This is a genomic window from Microbacterium sp. p3-SID336, assembly GCF_025143365.1.
In the GTDB taxonomy this organism is placed as follows: Bacteria; Actinomycetota; Actinomycetes; order Actinomycetales; family Microbacteriaceae; genus Microbacterium.
Genome location: NZ_JALXPE010000040.1, coordinates 1 through 15375, shown reverse-complemented (window position 1 = coordinate 15375; position 15375 = coordinate 1). Strand labels below are relative to the sequence as shown.

General features: G+C 71.9%; 12 protein-coding genes. 8 read left to right on the top strand and 4 right to left on the bottom strand.

Going from position 1 to position 15375, the window contains the following annotated elements; translation table 11 throughout:
* Nucleotides 1-205: 205 nt before the first annotated feature.
* Together M3C17_RS12745 and M3C17_RS12740 are read right to left on the bottom strand one after the other, a co-directional pair.
* Complete coding sequence (locus M3C17_RS12745; protein WP_259978156.1) at nucleotides 206-1804, bottom strand: HNH endonuclease signature motif containing protein; 1599 nt, start codon at nucleotides 1802-1804, stop codon at nucleotides 206-208.
* Between the two features lie 134 nt (nucleotides 1805-1938).
* Nucleotides 1939-2376, bottom strand: a complete 438-nt coding sequence (locus M3C17_RS12740) for an Lrp/AsnC family transcriptional regulator (RefSeq protein ID WP_259978155.1) — start codon at nucleotides 2374-2376, stop codon at nucleotides 1939-1941.
* Between the two features lie 150 nt (nucleotides 2377-2526).
* Here M3C17_RS12740 and M3C17_RS12735 point away from each other — a divergent pair, with 150 nt between their 5' ends.
* The 8 genes from M3C17_RS12735 (at nucleotide 2527) to paaZ (ending at nucleotide 13224) form a co-directional block, all read left to right on the top strand.
* Nucleotides 2527-3645, top strand: a complete 1119-nt coding sequence (locus M3C17_RS12735) for a thiamine pyrophosphate-dependent enzyme (RefSeq protein WP_259978150.1) — start codon at nucleotides 2527-2529, stop codon at nucleotides 3643-3645.
* A gap of 272 nt (nucleotides 3646-3917) precedes the next feature.
* Entirely contained in the window at nucleotides 3918-4889 is a 972-nt protein-coding gene (locus M3C17_RS12730) for an alpha-ketoacid dehydrogenase subunit beta (RefSeq protein WP_259978183.1), read from the top strand.
* Nucleotides 4886-6391 (top strand): dihydrolipoamide acetyltransferase family protein, encoded by a 1506-nt coding sequence (locus tag M3C17_RS12725; protein ID WP_259978149.1) that lies wholly within the window; start codon nucleotides 4886-4888, stop codon nucleotides 6389-6391. Before M3C17_RS12730 ends, M3C17_RS12725 begins: the two co-directional genes overlap by 4 nt.
* 272 nt (nucleotides 6392-6663) lie before the next feature.
* Nucleotides 6664-7983 (top strand): MFS transporter, encoded by a 1320-nt coding sequence (locus M3C17_RS12720; RefSeq protein WP_259978148.1) that lies wholly within the window; start codon nucleotides 6664-6666, stop codon nucleotides 7981-7983.
* 120 nt (nucleotides 7984-8103) lie between these two features.
* Nucleotides 8104-9294 carry an acetyl-CoA C-acyltransferase gene (locus M3C17_RS12715; RefSeq protein ID WP_259978147.1) on the top strand — a complete coding sequence of 397 codons (1191 nt, stop codon included), beginning with the start codon at nucleotides 8104-8106 and terminating at the stop codon, nucleotides 9292-9294.
* Complete coding sequence (locus M3C17_RS12710; RefSeq protein WP_259978146.1) at nucleotides 9291-10037, top strand: enoyl-CoA hydratase/isomerase family protein; 747 nt, start codon at nucleotides 9291-9293, stop codon at nucleotides 10035-10037. The genes M3C17_RS12715 and M3C17_RS12710 overlap by 4 nt, the downstream gene beginning before the upstream one ends.
* Before the next feature lie 263 nt (nucleotides 10038-10300).
* A complete protein-coding gene (locus M3C17_RS12705; protein WP_259978181.1) occupies nucleotides 10301-11128 on the top strand; it encodes a 3-hydroxyacyl-CoA dehydrogenase family protein in 828 nt (275 codons plus the stop codon).
* Nucleotides 11129-11142: 14 nt separating this feature from the next.
* A complete protein-coding gene (gene paaZ, locus M3C17_RS12700) occupies nucleotides 11143-13224 on the top strand; it encodes a phenylacetic acid degradation bifunctional protein PaaZ (RefSeq protein WP_259978144.1) in 2082 nt (693 codons plus the stop codon).
* A 106-nt stretch (nucleotides 13225-13330) separates the two neighbouring features.
* Here paaZ and M3C17_RS12695 read toward each other — a convergent pair whose 3' ends face one another.
* Both M3C17_RS12695 and paaK read right to left on the bottom strand, forming a co-directional pair.
* Nucleotides 13331-13990, bottom strand: a complete 660-nt coding sequence (locus M3C17_RS12695) for a TetR/AcrR family transcriptional regulator (protein ID WP_259978143.1) — start codon at nucleotides 13988-13990, stop codon at nucleotides 13331-13333.
* Between the two features lie 63 nt (nucleotides 13991-14053).
* Nucleotides 14054-15375 (bottom strand): phenylacetate--CoA ligase PaaK (gene paaK / locus M3C17_RS12690; protein ID WP_259978141.1); only part of this gene is annotated, 1322 nt, incomplete at its 5' end.

Genomic DNA, 15375 nt, shown 5'->3' with positions numbered 1-15375 from the left:
GCCCGGCAGCACTCCGCAGCACCTCGCAGCACCTCGCAGCGCCCGGCAGCGCCCCCGCAGCACCCGGCAGCGCCCCGCAGCACCTCGCAGCATCCCGCAGCACTCCCCGGCACCCCGCAGCATCCCGCAGCAGCCCCACACACCGCAGCTGTCAGCACACGGAGCGACGGTCCCGCATCAGCCGTCGTCATGCCCGCCCGCCGAATCACGTTCGGAGGGGAGCCGCTCGCCTCGCGCCCGGCACCGTGGAGTGGAGTGCACCGCGGGGTCTACGCCAGCGCCGCGCGGGGTCCCACCACGCGGGACCACGCACCTGCGGAACACCACCGTCCATGCGGATCTGCCAGCCGGACGTGTCGAGCGTCCGGTGATGGTGCCAGCACAGCGCCACACCGTTGTCGGTGTGCGTGGGGCCGCCGAGCGCATGCTCCTGCACGTGATGGATCTCGCACCAGGCCGCGGGCACATGGCATCCGGGAATGAGGCACTCGCCGTCGCGCAGCCCGATCGCGCGGCGCTGTGCCGCGGTGAAGATCCTGTCGCTCGTTCCGAGGGCGATGATGCGCCCACCCGCGCCCGTCACGACCCGCTGCACGCTTCCGCCGCACGCGGTGTGGGCGGCCGTGCGCATCGAGGCCGGAGCATCGATACCCTCGACGGCTGCCCATCCGCGCCCGGACGCGTAGTCCTCGGCGGCCACGGACACGACCAAGGTGGGCGCAGCGCCGCCGAGCCTGGGCATCTCGTCGTGCCGTGCCGCGACGCCGAGTGCCGCTGCCAGGGCGTCGTGCTGCTTCTGTGCCCGTGTGCGCCCGTCGATCATGCCGCTCGCGTCCCCTGACGGCAGTTCATCGGCGCCGAGCGTGGGGGCGGCCACCGCCTCATCGGCGTCGGAGGGCTCGAAGTGGACGCCGGGGAGCGGCGGTCCGTCGACCTTCGGGTTGAGGTATGCGTCCCAGACGCGCTGCAGCTGCCCCGCGACCTCCGGAAGGAGACCGCCGCGGATCGGCACCACCCCGTCCTTCACGCGGCCGAGCACGACGCCCCGCGCGCGCATCGCGATGTCTTCGGCGGGCTCGGCTCCGTTCGGGTCGAGGTACTGCACGATCACCTGAGCCAGCACCCGCAGGTCCTCCGGAGTCGCCGACGGCCCCGCGTCCCGGCGTCCGGTCGGGCTGTCCTCGGCCGTCCCCTCGTCCACCCCGTCGCCGCCCATGACGACATCGCTCTCCGCGAGCACCGCACCATCGCCGTCTTCCGTCGGCGCGGCCGCGTCGCCTTCGGCGTCCACCGCATCAAGGCCTCGTGCGTATGCCGCCAGCTGCGCATCCGCCGCCCACCGGTCGCCGATGGACACGCGGGCCCCGGCCTGCTCCAACGGCCCGGTGGCCGCGAGGACCCCCGCCACTCCGACGGCCCCGTCCAGCAGCGCCTCCCGCAGCGCGGGCCACCGAGCGGGAAGCCATTCCCCCGACGACAGGTCCACCTCCCGCCGTACGAGCCCCGCCGCCTTCACCACCCGCGATGCTCCCGCTCCGTCGACCCGCAGGACCCGCTGCAGCAGCTCGTTCATCGATCGGCACCCGAACCGCCCGCAGAAGGCCGGTTCGCCCGCGCCCGCCGGTCGCGGATCGACATTCGCCACCGCCTCGACCGTCACCGCTTCCACTCGCCGCTGAAGCTCACCCGCCAGCCTCAGGAGCTCCATCGTCTCAGCCGCCCCGAGCGCCGCCATGGATCCGGAACGCAGCACGCCGTCGAGTCCGGCGACGGCATCCGTCAACACATCGAGGGGCTGGTTCATGTTCCCAGTCAAGCGAGGGCCACCGACATTGAGAGCAGGAAAGAGCCCGGTCAGAGCAATATTCCGATACTCATGTGAGTATGCCGCGGAAGCACACCGGCAGGACCCGGCTCGCGAACGAAGCCGCGCCCGCGTCAGGCGCGGTCGTAGTCCTCGAAGATCAGGATGGTCCTGGTCGAGCGGATCGACGGAATGGCCTGGATGTCCTCCAGCACGATCCTGCGGAGGTCGCGGGCGTCGTTGGCGCGCACCAGCAGCAGCACGTCGAAGTCGCCGCCGACGAGCGCCATGTGCTCGATCTCGGGGATCGCGCGGAGCCGCGCGCTCACCTCCTGCCAGGTCGCCTGCTCGATCGCGAGGGTGACGTAGGCGCTGGCGTGGTGGCCGAGGAGCACGGGGTCGGTGCGCACCGTGTAACCCGTGATCACGCCGGCGTCGGTGAGCCGTTTGATCCGAGCGTGCGCACCGGCGCGGGAGATGTGCACGGCGTCGGCGATCGCGGTCATGGAGGCGCGCGCGTCGCGGCGCAGCTCGGTGAGGATCGCGCGATCCGTGTCGTCCAGGGCCGTCATGGCACCCCCTTCGTCCCTGCCAGAATACTGACATTTTGAACGGAGAACGGGTGCGGAGAGTGCAGACGTCCACGATTCGCCTCGTGATATTGGATGAGTGTCACCGCCCGGGCATGCTGGCGACATCGAGTTCGGCGAGGAGGGCGAACGATGCTGCACACCGACATGCTTCCGCGAGACACCCCGGTGCGACTGATCGAGCAGGACGGCACCGCGTTTCCGGACGAGCAGTACTCGCTGCCCGATCGGGACTCGCTTCTCGCCGCCTACCGCGGTCTCGTCGAAGGACGCCGCATCAACGAGCAGGCGAACGCCCTCGTCCGGCAGGGCCGCCTCGCGGTCTACCCCTCCTCCCACGGCCAGGAGGCGTGCCAGGTCGCGGCGGCCCAGGCTCTCGCCGACACGGACTGGCTGTTCCCGACCTACCGCGACTCCGTAGCGGTGATCGCCCGCGGTGTCGCGCCCGCGGAGGCGATGGTGCTCCTCAAGGGCGACTGGCACTCGGGCTATGACGTCCGCGCGCACCGCGTCGCGCCGCAGGCCACCCCCCTCGCGACGCAGCTGCTGCATGCCGTCGGATTCGCGCAGGCCGCGAAGCACCGCGGCGAGGACACGGTCGTCCTCGCCCTGTGCGGCGACGGGGCGACGAGCGAAGGCGACTTCCACGAGGCGATGAACTTCGCCGCCGTGTTCCAGGTGCCGGTCGTGTTCTTCGTGCAGAACAACGAGTTCGCGATCTCCGTGCCCCTGTCCCGCCAGACCGCGGCGCCCTCGCTCGCGCACAAGGCGATCGGCTACGGCATGCCGGGGCAGCGCGTCGACGGCAACGACACCGCGGCCGTGCTCGCGGTGCTCCAGGAGGCCGTCGGGCGCGCCCGCGCCGGCAGCGGCCCCTCGCTGGTGGAGGCACACACCTACCGCATGCAGGCGCACACCAACGCGGACGACGACACCCGATACCGCGAGCGTGACGAGGTGCAGGCCTGGCTGGCGCGGGACCCGCTGCTGCGTCTGCGTGCCCATCTGACCACCACCGGGGTGCTCGACGACGAGACCGAGGCACGCTTCGCCGCCGGGGCAGAGGAGATCGCGGCGGCGATGCGCACAGCGCTCAACACGGACGCCGACCTCAACCCCGAAGACCTCTTCGCACACGTGACCGTCCATCGGTCGCCCCAGCGCGAGGAGCAGTGGCAGCTCCTTCGCGACGAACTCGAGCGCTCGCGGCTCGCCGAGACCGCGACCACGTCGAACGGAGGCCACTCATGAGCATCGCCGAGCACGCCGCCGCCCCGTCGAGCGGAACGCAGGACAGGACGACGGCGCTGGACGGGACGGAAGGTCAAGACCAGGTGCAGGCACAGACCCAGGCAGAGGCACAGGCACAGGCCCGGGCCGAGGCCGGGACGCAGGGTCAGGAGCGGAGCCGGGTGGGCGTTCCGGACGAGTCCGCGACCCGCACCGAAGCCGAGAACCGGGCGCCGCTCAACGAGGCCGGCACCGCGAACGGAGCCGCGCCGACGGACGCCCCACCCGTGACCATGACGATGGCGGCGGCACTGAACCGGGCGCTCGCCGATGCCCTCGCAGCCGACCCCGATGTCGTCGTGTTCGGCGAGGACGTGGGCGCACTCGGCGGCGTGTTCCGCATCACCGACGGCCTCACGGCCCGCTTCGGCGAGGACCGCTGCTTCGACACCCCGCTGGCCGAGTCGGGGATCGTGGGCACCGCGGTCGGCATGGCGATGAACGGCATGCGGCCGGTGGTCGAGATGCAGTTCGACGCGTTCGCCCTTCCCGCGTTCGAGCAGATCGTGAGCCACGTCGCCAAACTCGCCAACCGGACGCGTGGGAGCCTGCGGATGCCGCTCGTCATCCGCATCCCGTTCGGGGGTGGCATCGGCGGTGTCGAGCACCACTGCGACTCCTCGGAGGCGTACTACGCGCACACCCCCGGACTGACGGTGGTGAGCCCGTCGACCCCGCAGGATGCATACTCGCTGCTGCGTGCGGCCATCGCCTCGCCCGACCCGGTGATCTTCCTGGAGCCGAAGAAGCTGTACTGGTCGAAGGGCGAGGTCGACACGGCCCTCACCGCCGACATCGGCACCGCGCGCATCGCCCGCGACGGCACGGACGTGACACTGCTCGCCTACGGCGCCTCGGTGCCGCTGGCCCTGGAGGTCGCCGAGGTCGCCGCCACCGAGGGACGCAGCGTGCAGGTCGTCGACGTGCGCTCGCTGGCTCCGTTCGACGATGCGACCGTGACCGCTGCGGTGCGCTCCACCGGTCGAGCGGTCGTGATCGCCGAGGCCCCTGGCTACGTCAGCGTGGCCTCGGAGATCCAGGCGCGCGTCTTCGAGCGCTGCTTCGAGTACCTGGAGGCTCCGGTGCGCCGGGTCACCGGATTCGACACGCCGTACGCGCCGCCGAAGTTCGAGCACTGGTATCTGCCCGACGTCGACCGCGTGCTCGACGCGATCGACACGCTGCACTGGGATGAGGACGCATGAGCACCTCCGTGAACACCGCCGCCCGCGTCTTCCGCCTGCCCGATCTGGGCGAGGGACTGACGGAGGCCGGACTCGTGCAGTGGCTGGTCGCCGTCGGCGACACGATCGCGACGGATCAGGCGATCGCCGAGGTCGAGACGGCCAAGAGCGTCGTCGAGCTGCCGTCGCCGTTCGCCGGCGTGGTGGTGGCGCTGCACGGCACGCCGGGCGACACGATCGACGTGGGCGCGCCGGTGCTCGAGGTCGCCGACCCCGAGGCGACGACGGGCTCCCCCTCCGGATCCTCGGCGGACGCATCGTCCGGTTCATCGTCGGACTCGCCGTCCCGCGGGACTGCGGATGCGCCCGCGGCGGAGGCGGCCGGCGGTCCGGCGGAGCACGAGGCATACCGGCAGGAGGAGCGCGCCGGCTCCGGCAACGTGCTGATCGGCTACGGCACCTCGGCGGCGAACACGAAGGGCCGCCGTCGGCCGCGCGCGACACCCGCTACGTCGACCTCTGCAGCTTCTCGTCTGCTGCACGCGACGGCACAGCTGCCCGTGGCGGTGCGCTCGCCGCTCGTGCGAAGGCTGGCACGGGACCTCGGCCTCGACGTGCACGCGATCACGCCGACCGGCGCCGATGGCGCGATCACGAGGGGCGACGTGCTGCGCGCCGCCGTCGACCTCGGCCTCGATGACGCGGCGTCCGCGGCCGCTCCTCGGAGGAACCCCGCCCCCTCATCCGCCCGCGCAGCCGTTTCCGGGACGAACCCCGCCTCCTCGGCCGACGGCGCGTCCACCCCCGAGACGGGCGAGCTCGACGGTCTCGCCGTCCGCTCCCGCGAGCGCCTGTCGCCGTTGCGCCGCGCGGTGAGCGCCAAGCTCGCGCGCAGCCGGTCGGAGATCCCGGAGGCCACCGTCTGGGTGGATGTCGACGCCACCGCGCTGTGGGAGCTCCGCGCGCAGATGGCTCCCGAGGGCGGGAAGGCTCCGTCGATCACGGCGCTGCTCGCACGATTCGTGCTGCTGGCGCTGGAGGAGTATCCGGTGCTCGCCTCGCGTCTGAGCGACGACGCCGCGGAGCTGATCTCGTTCGACGGGGTCAACCTGGGCGTCGCGGCGGACACCGAGCGCGGGCTGCTCGTGCCGGTGCTCCCCCGCGCCCACGCTCTCTCGGTGGAGCAGCTCGACGCGGCTCTGCGGGAGCTCGCGGCGACGGCGCGGGCGGGCACGATGCCTCCGGAGCGGTTGCGTGGCTCGACCTTCACGCTCAACAACTACGGCGGCCTCGGCGTGGACGGCTCCGCAGCCATCATCAACCACCCGGATGTCGCGATCCTCGGCATCGGCCGCATCCTCGAACGCCCGTGGGTGGTCGACGGGGCGATCGTGGCCCGGCGCATCACGCAGCTCTCCCTCGTGTTCGACCACCGCGTCTGCGACGGGGGCTACGCGGCGGGCTTCCTGCGGCGCGTGACCGAGCTGATCGAGCACCCGCTGCGGGCGTTCGGACGGGTGTGACCGCAGATCCGGCCCCGCGTCGCACGCACCCGCCACATCCCTGCGACCCCGGCGCGACACTGCGACCTCGACGCGACACAGCGACCTCGACCACGACGCGACCCCGCGACCCCGCGACCCCTCGACCTCGACCCGACGCGACCCCGGATCCCGTTGAGGTCTCGTGGCGCCGGGCGGGATGCGCTACGCTCGGCGATTACTGACCGATCATTCGGTAAGTAATGGGCGGCGTACCCGCGCCGCTGCACCCGACGCAGAACAACGGAGTTCGCATGACCTCAGCCACCGCAGCCGGAACGTCGACGGGGAGGATGCCCGCCGAGGAGCGCAGGGTCCTCGCCGGCACCCTCGTGGGAACGTCGATCGAGTGGTACGACTTCTTCATCTACGCCCAGGCGGCGGGTCTCGTGCTCGCCCCGCTCTTCCTCGCCCCCATCGCCGAGTCCAGCCCCGGGCTCGCGCAGGTGCTGTCGTTCGCCACGATCGGCATCTCTTTCCTGTTCCGCCCCCTCGGCGCGATCGTCGCCGGTCACCTGGGCGACAAGCTCGGCCGCAAGAAGATGCTCGTCTTCACGCTCATCATGATGGGCCTGTCGACCTCGCTCATCGGCGTGCTGCCGACATATGCGGCGATCGGCGTCGCCGCCCCGATCCTGCTGATCGTGCTGCGCATCCTGCAGGGCTTCTCGGCGGGCGGCGAGTGGGGCGGTGCCGCCCTCATGGCCGTCGAGCACGCACCGTCGAAGCGCCGCGGCCTGTTCGGCGCGTTCCCGCAGATCGGCGTGCCCGTGGGCATGATCCTCGCGACATTCACGCTGTGGGCGCTCACGAGCTCGATGTCCCCGGAGGCGTTCCTGGAGTGGGGTTGGCGCATCCCGTTCCTGCTGTCGATCGTGCTGATCGCGGTCGGCTACGTGATCCGTCGCGCGGTCGACGAGAGCCCCGTGTTCGAAGATCTGCGTCGCCGCCGCAAGGAGGCCTCGGCACCGCTCGGACAGCTGTTCCGCGCGCACACGAAGCAGGTCGTCCTCACCGCCGTGATCTTCATCGCCAACAACGCCGCGGGCTACCTGCTGATCGCGTTCTTCGCGACCTACGCCGTCACGGCGCTCGGCATGGAGCGGCCGCCGGTGCTGCTGGCGACCACCCTCGCCTCGTTCGGCTGGCTGATCTTCACGCTGTGGGGCGGCCATCTGTCGGACCGGCTGGGCCGGGTCAGGACGTTCCAGATCGGCTACGTCGCGCTCGCACTGTGGGCCGTGCCGATGTGGTTCCTGATCGACACCGCGAACATCCTCTGGTACTTCGTGGCGCTGTTCGTGATGACCTTCGCGCTCGGACTCTCCTACGGCCCGCAGGCGGCCCTGTATGCGGAGATGTTCCCCGCGAACGTCCGCTACTCGGGCGTCTCGATCGGGTATGCGCTGGGAGCGATCCTCGGCGGCGCGTTCGCCCCGATGATCGCGGAGGCACTGCTCGGGCAGACCGGCCAGTCGTGGACGATCGGCGTCTACATCGCGGTCGCGTCGGTGATCTCGCTGATCGGCGTCTCGCTCGTGAAGGAGACCAAGGGCGTGAACCTGGGGCTCTGAGCCCCGATCCGGGATCGCGGCCGGCCATGCGGCTGTGCCATAATTACTTTACGATCGGTCAGTAATTCATGACCGGCCGCTCCCGGACCACCCCCAGGACGACGAAGTCAGGAGATCCGCATGCCCGAGGCCTATCTCGTCGGAGGCGTCCGCACCCCGGTCGGTCGCTACGGCGGATCCCTCTCCTCCGTCCGACCCGATGACCTCGCGGCCCTCGTCGTCGGCGAGGCCGTGCAGCGCGCGGGGCTCGACGCCGCTCGGAGCGAGATCGACGAGGTCATCCTGGGCGCCGCGAACCAGGCGGGCGAGGACAATCGCAACGTCGCCCGCATGGCAGTCCTGCTCGCCGGACTGCCGGACACCGTCCCAGGGATCACCGTCAACCGCCTGTGCGCCTCCGGCATGTCCGCCGTGACCATGGCCGCACAGGCGATCCGCGCGGGCGACGCCGACCTGATCGTCGCGGGCGGCGTCGAGTCGATGACGCGGGCCCCGTGGGTGCAGGCGAAGCCCGAGAAGGCGTGGGCGAAGCCCGGTGCCGCCTACGACACGTCGATCGGCTGGCGCTTCCCCAACCCGCGACTCGTCGCCAGGGACAAGGCCACGTTCACGATGCCGGAGACCGCGGAGGAGGTCGCGAGGGTCGAGGGCATCACGCGCGCCGAGGCCGATGCGTTCGCGCTCCGCTCGCAGCAGCGCGCCGCCGCCGCCATCGCCGCCGGCCGCTTCGCGCCCGAGATCGTCGGCGTTCCCGTGCGGGACGGCGAGGTGCTGGACGACGAGGGCCCGCGCCCCGACACGACGCTGGAGGTCCTCGCACGACTGCGGCCGGTCGTGGCGGGCGGCGAAGTCGTCACCGCGGGCAACTCCAGCGCCCTCAACGACGGCGCCTCCGCCGTGGTCGTCGCGAGCGAAGAGGCCGTCGAGCGATACGGCCTCTCGCCGCGCGCGCGGATCGTCGTCGGCACGGCAGCCGGGGTCGCCCCGGAGGTGATGGGACTCGGACCCGTGCCCGCGACCGAGAAGGCGCTGCGCCGATCCGGCCTGTCGCTGGAGGACATCGGCGCGGTCGAACTCAACGAGGCCTTCGCCTCCCAGTCGCTCGCGTGCATCCGCCGCCTCGGCCTGGACGAGGAGCGGGTGAACGCCGACGGCGGCGCGATCGCGCTCGGGCACCCGCTCGGGTCGTCCGGCTCCCGGCTGCTCGTCACCCTGATGGGGCGCATGGAACGCGAAGGTGCACGCCACGGACTCGCGACGATGTGCGTCGGCGTCGGTCAGGGTGCCGCCGTGATCCTGGAGCGGGTGTGACGACCACCGCGGAGCCGCTGCTCCTCACGCGCCACGACGACCGGGTCGTGGCCACGCTGAACCGCCCCGACAAGCGCAACGCGATCGACCAGGCCATGATCGATGCGCTGCACGCCCTGTGCGCGGAGCTGGAGCAGACGCCGAAGACCCTGATCCTCACCGGCGCGGACGGCGTGTTCGCGGCGGGAGCCGACATCGCCCAGTTGCGCGAGCGCCGCGCCGCGGACGCCCTGCGCGGGATCAACGCCCACGCGTTCGTGCGTCTCGCGGAACTGCCGATGCCGGTGATCGCGGCGATCGACGGCTACGCCCTCGGCGGCGGCGCGGAGCTGGCGTATGCCGCGGACATCCGCATCGCCACCCCCGCCCTCGCGATCGGCAATCCGGAGACCGGGCTGGGCATCATCGCCGCGGCCGGAGCCAGCTGGCGTCTGAAGGAGATCGTCGGCGACGCCCACGCGATCGAGCTGTTGCTCACCGGGCGCACCGTGAAGGCGGAGGAGGCGCTGCGCCTCGGCCTGGTCTCCTCGTTGCATGAGCCGACCGACCTGCTCACCGCCGCCCATGCGATCGCCGACCGCATCGCCCGCAACGACCCGACAGCGACCATGGCCACGAAGCGGGTGTTCCGCGCACCGCGCGCGCAGCATCCCGCCGTCGATCTGGAGGAGCAGGCCGCGCTCTTCGAGAGCCCGGAGAAGTTCCGCCGCATGACCGCCTTCCTCGAGCGGAGAGACCGATGACCGCGCACACCCCCTCCCCCACGACCACGGCCTTCCCGGCGCCCGCAGCGGCATCGGACTCCGCGCCGTCCTCGAACGCGGCCATCGCCCCGACATCGCCCGTCTCGGCCCCCACCGCGGCAGCCGCTCCCGCCGCTTCCGCCCCGACCGCGCCCTCCTCGGCGCCCACCGGGGCAGCCGCTCCCGACGCTTCCGCCCCGACCGCGCCCTCCTCGGCAACCGCCCCCGGCACGTCCACCGCATCCGCACCCGCCCGCGTCGGCGTGCTCGGCGGAGGCCGCATGGGCGCAGGCATCGCGCACGCGTTCCTGCTGGCGGGATCGCACGTGACCGTGGTCGAACGCGATGCCGACGCCGCCCAGGCGGCCTCGGTGCGCGTGCTCTCCGCTGTCGACGCGTCGATCGCCCGCGGCACCGCGACCTCGACCGTCGAGGAGTACCGCGCCCGCTTCGCGACCGGGACGGACGCGTCCGCGTTCGCCGCGTGCGACCTCGTGGTCGAGGCGGTGCCCGAAGACGCGCGGCTCAAGGTCGACGCGCTGACCCGTGTCGAGGCGCAGCTCGCTCCCTCCGCGGCGCTCGCCTCCAACACCTCCTCGATCTCGATCGACGAGCTCGCCGCCGCGCTCGACCGCCCTGCCCGCTTCCTCGGCATGCACTTCTTCAACCCCGTGCCCGCGTCCACCCTCGTCGAGATCGTGCGCGGCGATGCGACCGACGCCGCGCTCGTGACGGCCGCGAGCGGATGGGTGCAGGCTCTCGGCAAGACGCCGATCGTGGTCGCCGACGCCCCCGGCTTCGCCTCGTCCCGCCTGGGCGTCGCGCTCGGGCTGGAGGCGATCCGCATGCTCGAGGACGGGGTGGCCTCGGCTGCCGACATCGATGCCGCCATGACGCTCGGCTACAAGCATCCGGTCGGTCCGCTGCGCCTCACCGACCTCGTCGGGCTGGACGTGCGACTCGGCATCGCCGAATACCTCGCCGCGCAGCTGGGTCCCCGGTTCGAACCGCCCGCCCTGCTGCGCCGGCTCGTGGCCGACGGACACCTGGGCCGCAAGACCGGCCGCGGCTTCTACGAATGGGACGACTGATGAAGGGAACCCCGATGACCGAGATCCTCCCCAGCTACGTGCAGGGCTCCTGGTGGACGCCGTCCGCCGATGAGCAGGCCACTGAGGTGCGCGATGCCTCGACAGGAGAGGTCGTGGCACGCGTCTCGACGGAAGGGCTCGACCTCGCCGGCGCGCTCGACCACGCCCGGACCGTCGGACAGGCGTCTCTCGGAGAGCTGACCTTCCACCAGCGTGCCGTACTGCTCAAGCAGCTCGCTCTGGCGCTGACCGCGCGCAAGGAGGAGCTGTACGCGATCTCCAGCCGCACGGGCGCCACGGCCCAGGACTCCTGGGTCGACATCGACGGCGGCATCGGCGTGCTGTTCGCCTACTCCAGCAAGGGCCGCCGCGAGCTGCCCAACGCCCAGGTGTACGTCGACGGCGCCGTGGAGAACCTGTCGAGGGACGGCTCGTTCCTCGGCCGACACATCTACACGCGCCTGCCCGGCGTGACGGTGCAGATCAACGCCTTCAACTTCCCGGTGTGGGGCTCCCTGGAGAAGTTCGCCCCCGCATTCCTCGCCGGCGTCCCGACGGTGGTGAAGCCGGCGACCCCGACCGGCTACCTGACCGAGGCGATGGTGCGGGTCATGGTCGAGTCGGGGCTGCTGCCCGAGGGGTCGCTCCAGCTCGTGTCCGGCAGCGTCCCCGACCTGTTCGACCATCTGCGCCTCGGTGACCTCGTGGCGTTCACGGGCTCGGCGTCCACGGCCGAGCGCCTGCGCGCGCACGACGCGGTGCAGACCGGCGGCGTGCGCTTCACGAGCGAGACCGACTCGATCAACGCCTCGATCCTCGGCACAGACGCGGTCGCCGGCACCCCCGAGTTCGACGCCTACGTGAAGCAGCTCGTCGCCGAGATGACCTCGAAGGCGGGACAGAAGTGCACGGCGATCCGGCGGGCGATCGTGCCGGAGGACGCGGTGGACGACGTGATCGCCGCCGTGCGCGCACGCCTCGCCGAGCGGATCGTCGTCGGCGACCCGCGGGCCGAGGGTGTGACGATGGGTCCGCTCGCCTCCACGGCGCAGCGCGACGAGGTGCTGCGTCAGGTCGCGCGGCTGCAGGAGGGCGGCGGTGAGCTCGTGATCGGCTCGACCGACGCCCCGACCGTGCGGCTCGGCGACGGCTCCGAGGGCACGGCCCCCGACGGCGCCTTCGTCTCCCCGCTCCTGCTGCGCTTCACCGACGCGGAGAGCGCAGCCGTGAACGAGATCGAGGCGTTCGGCCCGGTCTCCAGCATCCTCGCGTACCGCACGCTCGACGAGGCGGCGACGCTCGTGGCGCGCGGCGGCGGCTCCCTCGTGACCAGCGTGGCCACGCACGACCCGCAGGTCGCGACCACGCTCGCCGCCGGCATCGCCGCCTACAACGGGCGGGTGCTGTTCCTCGACCGCGACGACGCGCGCAGCTCGACCGGCCACGGTTCGCCGCTGCCCAACCTCGTCCACGGAGGGCCGGGACGCGCGGGCGGCGGCGAGGAGCTCGGCGGCATCCGGGCGGTGCTGCACCACATGCAGCGCACGGCGATGCAGGGCTCGCCCGAGATGATGACGGCGCTCACCGGCGTGTGGCACCAGGGCGCGAGCGCCCGCCCGTACGACTCCGGCGACGGCATCCACCCGTTCCGCAAGCCGCTGTCGGAGCTGCGGATCGGCGATCAGGTCGCGAGCCCGTCGCGCACCGTGACCCTGGAGGACATCGAGACGTTCGCGGCGTTCACGGGCGACACCTTCTACGCGCACATGGATGAGGCGTCGGCCGCAGCGAACCCGTTCTTCCCCGGGCGGGTGGCCCACGGCTACCTCCTGGTGTCCTGGGCGGCAGGACTGTTCGTCGACCCGGCACCCGGCCCCGTGCTCGCCAACTCGGGCCTGGAGAACCTGCGCTTCGTGACGCCCGTGTCGCCCGGCGACGAGATCCGCGTCGAGCTCACCGCGAAGCAGATCACTCCGCGGGAGACCGACGAGTACGGCGAGGTGCGGTGGGACGCGGTGCTGAAGAACCAGGACGACGAAATCGTCGCCACGTACGACGTGCTGACCCTCGTCGCGAAGGAGTTCGCGGCGGCATAACAGCTGACGCGTCTGCCGCGACCCCGGGCTGTTGCCGAGGCCCCGCCGTTCCCCCGCGGAAAGGGCGGGGCCTCGACGCGGAGACGGGGTCTCGGCGTGCGAGCGGCTAGCGTCTCCGGAGGCCGTCGAGCGCGATCGCGACCACGTCGTCGGCGAGGCGGTCGGCGCCCTCGCGTCCGCCGGGGCGGTACCACTCGACGATCGAGTTGATCATGCCGAACGTGAGACGGGCGACGACGGCCGCGTCGATGTCGGAGCGCAGTGAGCCCTCCGCCTGAGCCTCCGCGACGAGCGCGGTGATGCGTCGGTCGAAGGCACGACGGCGCGTGAGGGCACGACGCTCGACATCCGTGTTGCCGCGCACGCGCAGCAGCAGGGTCACGGCCGGCAGCTGGTCCACGAGCACATGGACGGCGCCCCGCAGGACGTGCTCCAGCCGGGCGACGGCGTCGGCGGCGCTCGCGCCGGAAGCACCCGCATCGGGAGAGCCGGCACCCGCATCGGGAGAGCCCGCCTCAGCGGGGAGTGGTGCATCGACGACGGCCTCCAGGCCGCTCAGCGCGGCGTCCAGCGCGCGGTCGAGGATCTCGTCCTTCGAGCCGAAGTGATGGTAGATCGCCGACTTGGACAGGCCGAGGCGCTCGGCGAGCATCCCGATCGACGTGGCGTCGTAGCCGTGCTCGATGAAGGCGGCGACCGCGACGGCGAGGATCCCCTGCTGGTCGTACCCGGGGCGGCCGCGCCGCGTGGTCTGCATCTCGGACATCCCCCTCAGTCTCGCACCGCGGGCCCGGTCTGCCGCGCAGGCGCCGCTCGGACACGACGCGTGTCAGCGCAGGTCGTACACCCGCTTGTATTTGCCCTCGCTGCGGGGCAGGGCGCCCGGCTCCTCCAGGCGCACCGCGACGGTCGAGCCGACGAACACCTTGATCCGCTGCGCGAGCACGTCGGCCGCGGCCTGGCACGTCTCGATCGCCAGGTCGGGGTGCCGCTCGATGCGCACCGCGAGAGCATCCATCCGGCCCTCCTTCGTCAGCTCCAGCACGAAGTGGGGCGTGAGGTGCTCGATCCCCAGCACGAGCTCCTCGATCTGCGTCGGGAACAGGTTCACGCCGCGCAGGATGATCATGTCGTCGTTGCGACCGGTGACCTTCTCCATCCGCCGCATGCCCGGGCGCGCGGTGCCTGGCAGCAGCCGGGTGATGTCGCGCGTGCGGTAGCGGATGACGGGGAACGCCTCCTTCGTGAGGGAGGTGAACACCAGCTCTCCCCGCTCGCCGTCCGGCAGCGCCTGAAGCGTGTCGCCGTCGACCACCTCGGGAAGGAAATGGTCTTCCCACAGGTGCGGGCCGTCCTTGGTCTCCAGGCACTCGTTGCCGACGCCCGGCCCCATGACCTCGCTGAGTCCGAAGATGTCGAGCGCCTCGATGTCGAGCCGCAGTTCCAGCTCGTGACGCATCTCATTGGTCCACGGCTCCGCGCCCAGCACGGCCACCTTGAGCGAGGTGGACCGGGGGTCGATGCCCTGGGCGGCCATCGCGTCCGCGATCGTGAGCAGATAGCTCGGCGTGCACAGGATCGCGTCGGGCTCGAAGTCGCGGATCAGCTGCACCTGCCTGGCCGTCTGTCCACCCGACATCGGGATCACGGTCGCGCCGAGCGCCTCGATGCCCGCGTGCGCCCCGAGGCCGCCGGTGAACAGGCCGTAGCCGTAGGCGTTGTGCACCTTCATGCCGCGACGGATGCCGCTCGCTCGCAGCGATCGCGCGACCAGCGAGCCCCACCGGTCGAGGTCGCCGCGGGTATAGCCCACCACGGTCGGGCGGCCCGTCGTGCCGCTGGACGCGTGGATGCGGGCGACCTGGTCCATGGGCACGGCGAACATCCCGAACGGATAGGTCTCGCGCAGGTCGTCCTTGGTCGTGAAGGGCAGCCGCCGGACGTCGTCGAGGCTGCGGATCTCGTCCGGGTGCACCCCGGCCTCGTCGAACTTCCGCGTGTACAGCGGCACGTTCGCGTAGGCGTGGTGCACGGTCCACTGCAGCCGTTCGAGCTGCAGTGCCTCCACCTCGGCGCGGCTGAGCCGCTCCTCCGGGTCGAGCTCGTCCGCGGCGGGCGGGCGGAGGGCGGAAGCGGGCGCGGTGGCCGGAA

Coding starts and splice junctions, on each gene's coding strand:
- M3C17_RS12715 (WP_259978147.1), top strand. CDS start 8,104: ATGCCCGAGGCCTATCTCGTCGGAGGCGTCCGCACCCCGGTCGGTCGC.
- M3C17_RS12740 (WP_259978155.1), bottom strand. CDS start 2,376: ATGACGGCCCTGGACGACACGGATCGCGCGATCCTCACCGAGCTGCGC.
- M3C17_RS12695 (WP_259978143.1), bottom strand. CDS start 13,990: ATGTCCGAGATGCAGACCACGCGGCGCGGCCGCCCCGGGTACGACCAG.
- M3C17_RS12720 (WP_259978148.1), top strand. CDS start 6,664: ATGACCTCAGCCACCGCAGCCGGAACGTCGACGGGGAGGATGCCCGCC.
- M3C17_RS12725 (WP_259978149.1), top strand. CDS start 4,886: ATGAGCACCTCCGTGAACACCGCCGCCCGCGTCTTCCGCCTGCCCGAT.
- M3C17_RS12730 (WP_259978183.1), top strand. CDS start 3,918: ATGACGATGGCGGCGGCACTGAACCGGGCGCTCGCCGATGCCCTCGCA.
- M3C17_RS12735 (WP_259978150.1), top strand. CDS start 2,527: ATGCTGCACACCGACATGCTTCCGCGAGACACCCCGGTGCGACTGATC.
- M3C17_RS12745 (WP_259978156.1), bottom strand. CDS start 1,804: ATGAACCAGCCCCTCGATGTGTTGACGGATGCCGTCGCCGGACTCGAC.
- paaZ (WP_259978144.1), top strand. CDS start 11,143: ATGACCGAGATCCTCCCCAGCTACGTGCAGGGCTCCTGGTGGACGCCG.